This is a genomic window from Variovorax sp. 20P10.2.4, assembly GCF_058244205.1.
The window spans coordinates 1-4,398 of sequence record NZ_JBZAYE010000605.1 but is presented as its reverse complement, the minus strand read 5'-3'; the positions used below and the strand labels follow the sequence as shown (position 1 = coordinate 4,398).

Below are 4,398 nucleotides of genomic sequence, written 5' to 3'. Positions count from 1 at the left end.
CACGGCGGGCGCGATGGTGGCGAACGAGACCGCGACCGCGCCGCCCATCAGGTCGTTCATGGCCGGCGCCGCGCCCTTGTAGGGCACGTGCATCAGGTCGCTGTGGCTCGCGGCCTTGAGCAGCTCGCCCGCCAGGTGATGGATGGTGCCGTTGCCCGAGCTGGAATAGGCCAGCTGACCCGGCTGCGCGCGCGCCAGCGCCAGCAGTTCGGGCAGGGTGCGCGCGGGCACCGAGGGATTCACCAGCACCACCAGCGGCGACTTCGAGACCACGCCCAGGTAGCTGAAGTCGCTGCGCGGGTCGTAGGGCACCTTGCGCGCGTTCGGGATGATGGTCAGCGGCGCGCCGTCGATCAGGCCCAGGGTGTAGCCGTCGGGCGCGGCGGTCTTGACGGCCTCGGCGCCGATCGCGCCGCCGGCGCCGGGCCTGTAGTCCACCACCACCGGCTGGCCCAGCGCCTTCTCCATCACCGGCGCGAGGTCGCGCGCCACCGCGTCGGCCGCGCCGCCGGGCGTGTAGCCGAGCACCAGCCGCAGCGGGCGGGTCGGCGACCAGCTTTCCTGCGCATGCAAAAATCCGGGCGCACCCAGCAGAAATGCAGAACCGGCCACCACGACCTTCCAAAGCAGTCTTGAAAACACCACGCGTCTCCGTTTAAATATTTATAAACGAGTTCAGTATATTTTCAGATCACATCCGTATGCAACCCGGTAGAAGCCCCGTTGCCAGCCCGACGCTGGCCGAATCGATCCGCCTGTCGATCATCGAAAGCCTGGCCAGCGGCCTGCTGCAGCCAGGCCAGCCCATCGACGAGCGCGGACTCAGCGAGCGTTTCGAGGTCTCGCGCACCCCGATCCGCGAGGCCATCCTCCAGCTGGCGGCCCAGGGTTTCGTGGTGATGGAACCGCGCAGCGGCGCCTCGGTGCCGCGGCTGTCGATCCAGTTGCTGCGCGAGCTGCTGGAGCTGCTCGGCGAGCTGGAAGGCGCGGCCGCCAAGTTCGCCGCCAAGCGCATGCGCCCGGCCGAGAAGAAGGCGCTGGAAGAGGCGCTGGCCGCCTGCGCCGAGGCCTCGGCGCGCGACGACGCGCTGGCCTACCGCGATGCCAACGACCATTTCCACGACCTGATCTACACCGCCTGCCGCAACGAGACGCTGGTCGACCAGATCCGCGCGCTGCGCACCCGCTGCGCCGCCTACACCGCCAACCGCTTCGATTCGCCGGGCCGCATGCAGCGCTCGGCGCGCGAGCACGCGGCCATCACCGAGGCGCTGCTGCGCAGCGATCCGGCCGAGGCGCAGGCGGCGATGCTGGTCCACATCTCGATCGGCGGCAGCGATTTCGCGGAGTTCGTGAGCGGGTTGCCGCAAGACTTGTTGCACGCTTGAACGGGCCCTGTCCGGCCAGCGGTGCCGGTGACGTCCTGCAACCAATCAGGCGCGAACTCGCGCGCCTGTGGCAAGCTCCCACCGCCATGCAAAGCCGCCGCTCCATGCCCTCCTCCCCGATCCGCCCTACCCGCCGCCGCGCGCTGGGCGCCCTGCTCGGCGCCGCCGTGCTCCAGGCGCCGTTCGCCGCCTTCGCGGGCTTCAATTTCTTCACCAGCGAATACACCGCGAGCCGCGACGAGCTGCAGGCGCAGATCGCGCGCCGCTTCCCGGTGGCCGAGCGCTATGCCGAGCTGTTCACGGTCGGGCTGCGCGATCCGCAGCTGGGCCTGGACGCGGGCACCAACCGCGCCGCGATCACCGCCACGCTGACCATCGCGAGCCCGCTGCTCGGCGGCGCGCCGGTGCAGGGCACGGTGGCGGTCAGCAGCGCGCTCAAGTACGACGCCGCCACGCGCGCGCTGCGGCTCGACCAGCCCAAGGCCGAGCGCATCGAGCTGCAGGGCCTGGGCGGGCGCGATGGCGAGCGGCTGCAGCGCGTGGGCGCGCTAGTGGCGCAGGAACTGCTGCAAGGCCAGCCGCTGCGCACCTTCAAGCCCGAGGAACTCACCGTCGGGCGCAAGACCTACGAGATCGGCGACATCACGGTGCTCGCCGACGGCATCAAGGTGCAACTCAAATGACACATCGCAGACGCACGCTCCTGCTCGCCCTGGGCGCCACCGCCGCGCTCGCCGCGGGCTGCACCGGCTTCGCGCCCACGCCGCGCACGCGCTTCGACCTCGAGGCCCACCGCGGCGGCCGTGGCCTCGCGCCCGAGAACACGCTGGCGGCCTTCTCCAACGCCATCGACCTCGGCGTGACCACGCTCGAGCTCGACATCGGCCTGAGCGCCGACGGCGTGGTGGTGGTGTCGCACGACACGGCCCTCAACCCCGACCACACGCGCGATGCCGCCGGCCAGTGGCTCACCCCCGCGAACGGCCGCAGCGGACCCACGATCCGCTCGCTCACGCTGGCGCAGCTGCAGGGCTACGACGTGGGCCGGCTCAATCCCTCGAGCAGCTATGGCCGCCAGTTCGCGCTGCAGCTGCCGCGCGACGGCGAACGCATCCCGACGCTCGAGGCCGTGTTCGACCTGGTGCGCGCGCGCGGCCCGGCCGCGGCCACCGTGCGCTTCAACATCGAGACCAAGATCGACCCGACCCGGCCCGACGAGACGGCCGCGCCCGAACCCATGGTGCGCGCGCTGCTCGCGGTCATCGACAAGGCGCAGATGGCCGATCGCGTGACCGTGCAGAGCTTCGACTGGCGCACGCTGGCGCTGGTGGGCCAATGGGCGCCCGCGATGTCGCGCGCCTACCTGAGCACGCCGCGCACGCTGAAGGACAAGCGCTGGACCGCCGGGCTCGATGCCGCGGGCTTCGGCTCCACGCCGCGGCTCGTGAAGGCCGCGGCCGGCACCAGTGGCGGTCCGCTCGTCTGGTCGCCGGCCTTCGCCGATCTGAACGCGGCGCAGGTGAAGGAAGCGCAGGGCCTCGGCATGAAGGTGCTGCCCTGGACCGTGAACCAGCGCGCCGACATGATCCGGCTGATGGACCTGGGCGTGGACGGCATCATCACCGACTACCCCGACGTGCTGCGCGACCTGGTGCGCGAACGCGGGCTGCCGCTGCCGCCCTCGGGAAGGAGCGCCTCGTGAGCGCCGCGCTGCAACAGCTCGACACCATTGCCGGGCACATCGACGCGCTGCGCCGCCAGGGCGGCGGCCCCGCCGGCCTGCTGTCGGACCAGGCACGCGGCAGCGCCGCGCTGCTGGCCGCCCTGCCGCCGCGCTACGGCGAGGTGCTGCTGAACCTGCTCGACCGGCTCGAATCGAGCGCGCTGTTCAGTGAGGAAAGCTGCTCGTTCAGCCAGAAAGATCTGCTCGACAACCTGTCGTTGTGGGTGGACAAGGCCCGTGCGCAGCTCGGCGGCTGAGGCACGCGGTTTATCATCGGCCCTCCATGCGCACCCTGTTCCTCGCCCTCATGATCGCCCTGCTGCCGGTTCGCGGCTGGCTCGGCGACGCGATGGCGATCGAGATGGTGCGGCATTCGATGCCCGCGGCCGAGGCCGTCGCCGGCGTGGCACAGGCGGCCACCGAGGCGCACTGCCACGAGGCCGGCGACATGGCCATGACGGCCATGGACAACGCCTCGCACGCCGAGCACGCGATGGCCGACACCCACGGCGATGGCAGCGACAGCGACCACGCCAGCCACCAGGGCTGCGGCACCTGCACCGCCTGCCAGGTCTGCCACTCGGTGGCACTCGGCGGCACCGAACTCCCGGGCATCGCGCACGATGCCCCCCAGGCCGCCCCCGCGGCCCCGGCGGCTCGCTTCGCGAGCACCGAGCCCTTCCTGGGCTTGAAGCCGCCCATTTCCTGATCTCCCTGCCCGTAGTCCGTCCGCGGTGAGCCTTCGTCGGCTCGCGGCGTCGATCGTATTGCTCATGGAGATCGAGCGTGAACCCTATCGTTCGCCGGCAGCTGGCCGGCCCCTTTCCCTTTCGCTGTCGAACAACTGACGCGCTGCCCCGGCGCGCCCTCGCATTCGCCAGTGCCCTGTTCCTGGCCGGCTGCGCCAGCCTCTCGCCCGACGGCGGCACGGCCGACGTGCAGGCCCTGGTCGCGGGCAATCCCCTGATGGCGGGCCAGCCGGCCCAGCGCATGCCCGACGAGGCTTCGCGCAAAAGCGTCGACGCGCTGCTCGCCAGGCCGCTCGACGCCGAGGCCGCCGTGCGCATCGCGCTCGTCAACGGCCCGCGCGTGCAGGACGCCTTCGCCACCCTGCAACTGAGCGACGCCGACCGCGTGCAGGCCGCGAGCCTGCCGAACCCGGTGCTCTCGTTCAGCCGGCTGGCGCAGGGCCGCGAGCGCGAGCTCGAGCGCATGCTGAGCTTCAACGTGATCGGCCTGGTCACGCTGCCATGGCAGGCGCGCTGGGCCGGCCAGCGCCACGAGGCC

The 4,398-nt window shown here is 71.5% G+C and carries 6 protein-coding genes and 1 pseudogene; 6 read left to right on the top strand and 1 reads right to left on the bottom strand.

All coding sequences use genetic code 11. From position 1 onward, the window contains the following. The coding region (locus AC27VN_RS34040; protein WP_490879434.1) for a tripartite tricarboxylate transporter substrate binding protein at window positions 1-612 on the bottom strand (612 nt) is incomplete at its 3' end. Between the two features lie 89 nt (window positions 613-701). Here AC27VN_RS34040 and AC27VN_RS34035 point away from each other — a divergent pair. From AC27VN_RS34035 to AC27VN_RS34010, 6 genes and pseudogenes are all read left to right on the top strand, one after another. Continuing rightward, window positions 702-1,388: a GntR family transcriptional regulator gene (locus AC27VN_RS34035; protein ID WP_490879433.1), complete on the top strand. Its 687-nt coding sequence runs from the start codon at window positions 702-704 to the stop codon at window positions 1,386-1,388. Between the two features lie 104 nt (window positions 1,389-1,492). Further along, a complete protein-coding gene (locus AC27VN_RS34030) occupies window positions 1,493-2,071 on the top strand; it encodes a DUF1439 domain-containing protein (protein WP_490879432.1) in 579 nt (192 codons plus the stop codon). Further along, window positions 2,068-3,090 (top strand): glycerophosphodiester phosphodiesterase, encoded by a 1,023-nt coding sequence (locus AC27VN_RS34025; RefSeq protein ID WP_490879431.1) that lies wholly within the window; start codon window positions 2,068-2,070, stop codon window positions 3,088-3,090. The genes AC27VN_RS34030 and AC27VN_RS34025 overlap by 4 nt, the downstream gene beginning before the upstream one ends. Window positions 3,091-3,116: 26 nt before the next feature. After that, on the top strand, window positions 3,117-3,368 hold the full coding sequence (locus AC27VN_RS34020) for a hypothetical protein (protein WP_371268778.1): 252 nt from the start codon (window positions 3,117-3,119) through the stop codon (window positions 3,366-3,368). Window positions 3,369-3,394: 26 nt separating this feature from the next. Further along, complete coding sequence (locus AC27VN_RS34015) at window positions 3,395-3,820, top strand: hypothetical protein (RefSeq protein ID WP_490879430.1); 426 nt, start codon at window positions 3,395-3,397, stop codon at window positions 3,818-3,820. A 77-nt stretch (window positions 3,821-3,897) separates the two neighbouring features. Further along, window positions 3,898-4,398, top strand: a pseudogene (locus AC27VN_RS34010) (TolC family protein); the annotation flags it as partial.